Origin of the sequence: Flavobacterium sp. Leaf359 (assembly GCF_001423985.1) — a bacterium.
Taxonomy (GTDB): Bacteria; Bacteroidota; Bacteroidia; order Flavobacteriales; family Flavobacteriaceae; genus Flavobacterium; species Flavobacterium lindanitolerans.
Genome location: NZ_LMPW01000003.1, coordinates 298 through 6071, shown reverse-complemented (window position 1 = coordinate 6071; position 5774 = coordinate 298). Strand labels below are relative to the sequence as shown.

Annotated in this window: 1 protein-coding gene; it reads left to right on the top strand. The window is 43.2% G+C overall.

The features are described from left to right. Positions 1-5774, top strand: a 5774-nt coding sequence (locus ASG38_RS17620) for a choice-of-anchor J domain-containing protein (RefSeq protein ID WP_162239652.1), incomplete at both ends; no start/stop codon positions are given.

The following is a 5774-nucleotide window of genomic DNA, read 5'->3' as shown; positions in this document are numbered from 1 at the left end:
TTAAAGTCATGGACAGAAGCAGACCTTAATGTGGGTTCGCAGACGGCCTATGAAGAAAAGATAATTCCTATCCCTGCAAACATTCCTGTTGGACTAAATGTAAATATTGCATTTGTGGTCATCAATACCCAAACCGGTGCATCGCCAAGCGGAGATGCGTGGTTTTTGGACAACATCAGGGTTATGGAATCCTGCCAGAAAGTAAATGAGGCAGATTTTTCAGCAAGCAATATCACTTCAAGTGGTGCCAACCTAGCCTGGACGCATCCAACAGCATTAAATTTTGAAATTCAGGTTGTAACGCAAGGAACGGCACCGGGAGCTACGGGCATCAGCGTACAGAACTCTTATCCTGTTGGCTCTCTTGATGAAGATACTGCTTATGATGTATATATCAAAACGGTATGCGATGCCGATACGGCAAGTGAATGGGCAGGCCCATTTCCTTTCAGGACGAAAAAAAGAGGATTGTCATGTGATTCACCAATAGTGATTCCTTTTAGTACTACAACTTATGCTTACTCGAGTAATCTTAACCTTTTTGCAGATAACCCGACGAGCTATACAACGCAAGGAACAGGTTGTCTACCGGCTACGGTTACAGATAATTACCTTAATGGAGGAAAAGCCTTTTTTTCCTACACACCAACACAGACTGGACTGGTCAATATCAAACAGATGACTCTTCCATTTTCACCGGGTTCCGGATGTTTCGGAAATGGATTCAGCGGCGTATTCGTTTACGACAGCTGTAGTGATGTAGGGGTAAATTGTCTTGCGGGATTAAAGACAGAAAATCCTGGTGAGTCGGCTTATATCAATAATTTATATGTACAGGCCGGACACACTTATATTATTGTGATTTCAACAACATTTGATTCAGATGCAAGTGTCTGTTTCAATTTCGAATTGACTTTCTCTACTTGTGCGCCACCGGCTACATTTACTTTGAGTAATGTGACCACGACCAGTGTTACAGTTTCCTGGGATAACGTGGCCAATTTGGCAAGCTCATGGGAATATGTGGTACAGCCGGCAGATGCCGGAACCCCAACAGGATCAGGAACGGCTACTAATACTAATGTAGGCAATCTGATCAATACAGGATTAGTTGCGGGCGGAACTTACGATTTGTATGTGCGCTCTATATGTGGAGGTACTCCGGGTAATTGGAGCAGACCTTACCGGTTTGCAACCCAATGTATATATAATACGCCTTTTAGCGATTCATTTGATGGAGTTACCTCTGACCCTGTGCGTTGTTGGATTCCGATTGATGTTAACAATGATGGGAACAAATGGGAAGCAGGTTATGAAAATATAGAGATGAGAGCGGGGAATACTCAAACCGTTAACAATGATATGATGGTTTCTCCTATCATTAATTTGGGAACAACTCCTAAAAGGCTTAAATTCAAATACAGAACTTCAGGAGGTTCTGTACGTTTTTCAGTTGTACTGTCTACTACAGGAATTACGGCTGCTGATTTTACCACAGTATTATTGCCTTCACAGTTGATCAATACAAATGATCAGGAACTGGAAAAAATTATTAACATACCTACATCCATAACCGGGAATGTAAACTTTGCATTCTATATTCATCCTGATGCAGACGAACTTACATGGCTTTTTAATATAGATGATGTTATAGTAGAAGACAAGCCGGAATGTCCGGATCCACTTGATCTTGCCGCTAACAACATTACGACATCTACAGCAAACCTTACCTGGACAGCGGGCGATATTGAAACACAATGGCAGATTGTAGTGCAGCCTAAAGATACGGGTGTTCCTACAGGTAACGGGACGTTGATCAATACACCTCAGTTTACTGCTGACGATCTTACCCATGCTACACAATATGAATATTACGTAAGAGCCTACTGTTCTTCTACACAACAGAGCAACTGGGTAGGACCATTCTATTTTACAACCCTTTGTGCTGTGTTTGAGACACCTTTTTATGAGAGTTTTAATACTGCTGATACTAACAATCACAGATCATGTTGGGAAATTGTAGATGCTAATACAGATGGAGCTGCTTGGCGTTTAGATGATGAATGGGCTGCAATACAAGGAAATGCTTTTTGGGGAACACCGAGTTATGATGACTGGTTGATTTCTCCGGCTATCAATGTAATAGGTACTAAAGCTTTGAAGTTTAAGTACAGGGCAGCTTTAAGTCCTTTTTTTCCAAATCCTAGATTTGGAGTGGAAGTCCTGATGTCTACTACAGATACAAATCCGGCAAGCTTCAGTGTCATCATGCCGCTGATGAATTTTACAAATACTGATTTTATAGAAAAAACAATCTACATCAATGCCAACGGACCGGTGTACATTGCGTTCAGGGTACCGCCATCTTTCTCTGTAGCAGGAGGTACATCCGTTTTCCATCTTGATGACGTTAAAATTGAAGATGCACCGGCCTGTCCGGCACCATCTAATTTGAATGCATCCAATATTACGCAAACTTCGGCAGTCCTGTCTTGGACTAAAGGATACCAGGAAACCCAGTGGCAGGTCGTAGTACAGAATCCCGGTTCGGGAATCCCTACCGGAAACGGACAGCTCGCAAGTACGAATACGGCTTTTGCTACAGACCCATTGCAACCTAACACGCAATACGAATATTATGTAAGGGCCTATTGCAGTACTTCTGAACAGAGTGAGTGGGTTGGACCTTTTACATTTACCACACTATGTAATGCCTATGCGACACCGTTTGTGGAAACATTTAACCCGGGATCAGTATCAGAAGAATGCTGGCGGGTAGTGAACGGCAATGCAGATACTTTTGCATGGAACCTGAATAACACGCTAAACCCATACGAAGGGGAGCATGCGGCAATGATATTCACGGGATCTAACGGTAATAATGATGACTGGTTGATTTCACCAACCATAACCGTAAGGCCTGGCCAGCGCCTGCGTTACTATTACAGGGTGCTTTGGGGTGGAGACTTTAGGGAAGACCTAGAAGTAAAACTTTCTACAAATGGTGCTGAACTTAATCAATTTACCACGATGCTGTATGAAATTGATTATGCAGATGAACCACCTTTGAACAATCCGGAATGGAAGGAAAAAGTAATCAACCTTCCTGCAGGTGTTACAGGAGATATCAATATTGCATGGCATATCCCACAAAAAGACCCAAATCCTTGGAATTTTAGAGGACAATTATTGGTGATTGATAAGGTAGTCATAGAAGACATACCAGTGTGTCCTGCTCCTAACAATCTGTTGGTAAGCAATATTACCGATACGGGTGCTAAAATTTCATGGGATGCAAACGGAACAGAAACCTCATGGGACGTTTATGTACAGCCTGCAGAACTGCCTGCTCCTGTTGGAGATGGCGACGCACAATACCTGCATAATACGACAACGAATCCGTATACAGTAACTGGCCTAACACCGGCAGTTAAATATGAATATTATGTAAGGGCAGTATGTAGTGCCTCACAGGACAGCGAATGGGTAGGACCGTTCGAATTTATTACAAAATGCAGCTTTGAAAACCTTTGTGAATATACCATTACTTTAAGCAGTGGTGCTACAGGAGCTCCGGGAAGTGTAAATGTAGTACAGAATGGTGTTACAGTCCAGACTATGGAATTTCCGTCCGGACCATTTGGCCAGGTTCCTTCTCCGGTAGACTTTACGGTATTCTTATGTACAGGAGTAGAATTCTCATTATTCAATGCCGGTGGTAATGCATGGCAGTTTACAGAGGCCAATGTCAAGATCAAAGATGCCTCAGGAAACGAGGTGTGGACAGGAGGAATAGGACTTTCTAATACAAGAATGTACACGGGAGTTGCAACCTGCGGACCGGTTACCTGTCCGCAACCAACCAACTTAACGGTAAACTCTACGGGAGTACTTTCCTGGACAGCAGGAGGCAGTGAAACCCAATGGGAAGTGGTCGTACAGCCAATGGATAACAACACCTTGCCACAATCCGGAATACTCGTAACCACAAATTCCTACACGCCACAAGCATCGGATTTTGCTGATTTGGGTGCAGGAAGTTATGAATTCTTTGTAAGAGCTGTTTGTGCTGCCAATGACAACAGTTATTGGTCTGGACCTCATAAATTTGTAAGAAACGATGATGCTTCCAAAGCAGTTGTTGTACCTGTAAATACAGGTGCTTCTTGTGAGCAGTCAGCTACCAAAGCAAGTTTTATAGGAGCTACGGCCTCATCAGAGCCAATGACCTGTACAGGCGTGAACAACGGAGATATTTGGTTTGAATTTGTCGCTACTTCAAAAGTACACGTACTGGAATTGGGGAATTTCTCTGCAAAAGCCAGATACCAGCCAGGCTACACACCAGATGTGGCAGCACCAAGTATAACTATTACACTCTATAAAGTGAATGGTTCATCTTTAGAACAGTTAGCCTGTACCTACAACAATGCGATGGTAATGTCATATAGGGCAGGAGTAGAACCGGGAACTGCCTACAAGGTAAGAATGACCCTGAACGATACGGCTCCTAATATCTCTACGTTTGATGTGTGCATCACTACGCCACAGGACCTTTGTAATTTAGATATCGTGAATGGTGGTTTTGAAAGACCGGAAGCTAATTTCGGATTGGCTAACTTCTATCCTCAGAATATAGTTCCGGGATGGAGAACCAATGCCATAGAAGACCCGACATCATCGCTTTATAACGAATTTTTCTTTGGTAATGCCACAGGAATAGACGGCTACATGCCATACGAAGGCGGGCAGGTTATTCAGGTTCTTTCTCCTGATTCGGGAGTTACGACTCCTGACAATGTGAGAGGAGTTTATCAGGACCTTGACAGTTCAGAGATTACGCAGTTTAAATACAGCTATGCTCACGCGGCAAGAGGTAATGCTACTGTTTTGGAATTGTTTGCAGGACCTCCATCAGGACCATTTGTTTTGCTTGAAGAGCACCCGGGTACTCTTTTATGGAATTTCTATGAAGGGACCTATAATGTACCTGCAGGACAGAACGTAACCCGTTTTGTTTTCAGGTCGAAAGACAATGCTATCGGTAATCTTTTGGATGCGGTATCTATTACAGCCAATACAGATATACAAACAGAACCTCGTACACTTCAGTGTCAGGAGCGGTCAATTACGGTAGCAGCTGAAGGTGTTGGAACATGGGTGGCTGACGAAAACAACCCGGCACAAACGGTTATTGACAATCCAAATAATAAATCAACTGCGATTTCAGGATTCAGTACATCAGGTAATTATACCTTCCATTGGAAAACAAGATATTGTGAGAAAACAATCACATTTGCCTACAATGGTCTTGATGATGTGCCAACAGTTGTTACTCCGGTAGAGTACTGCTTGAATGCAGTAGCACAGCCGTTGACGGCTACACCATCCGGAAGCTACTCGTTAAAATGGTATACAGAGGAAACAGGAGGTACAGGAAGTTCAACAGCTCCAACTCCGGCAACAAATACTTTAGGATCAACAACATATTATGTCAGTCATGTGGATGTAAACGGCTGTGAAGGACCTAGAGCAGCAATAACCGTAACAATTAATCCAAGAAGCCAGGCTGTGGTAGGATTCCAATACAACGGGACAAGTTTCTGTAAGTTAGGAGCAAATCCGGTAATCACAAAAAATCCGGGCTTTACAACAGGAGGAACTTTTGAGGTAACGCCAACCGGGCTTGGAATTAATGTAGCAACCGGAGAAATTGACCTGAGCACTAGTGCAGCGGGAACCTATACAGTGAAATACGTGGTAGTAGATGCTGG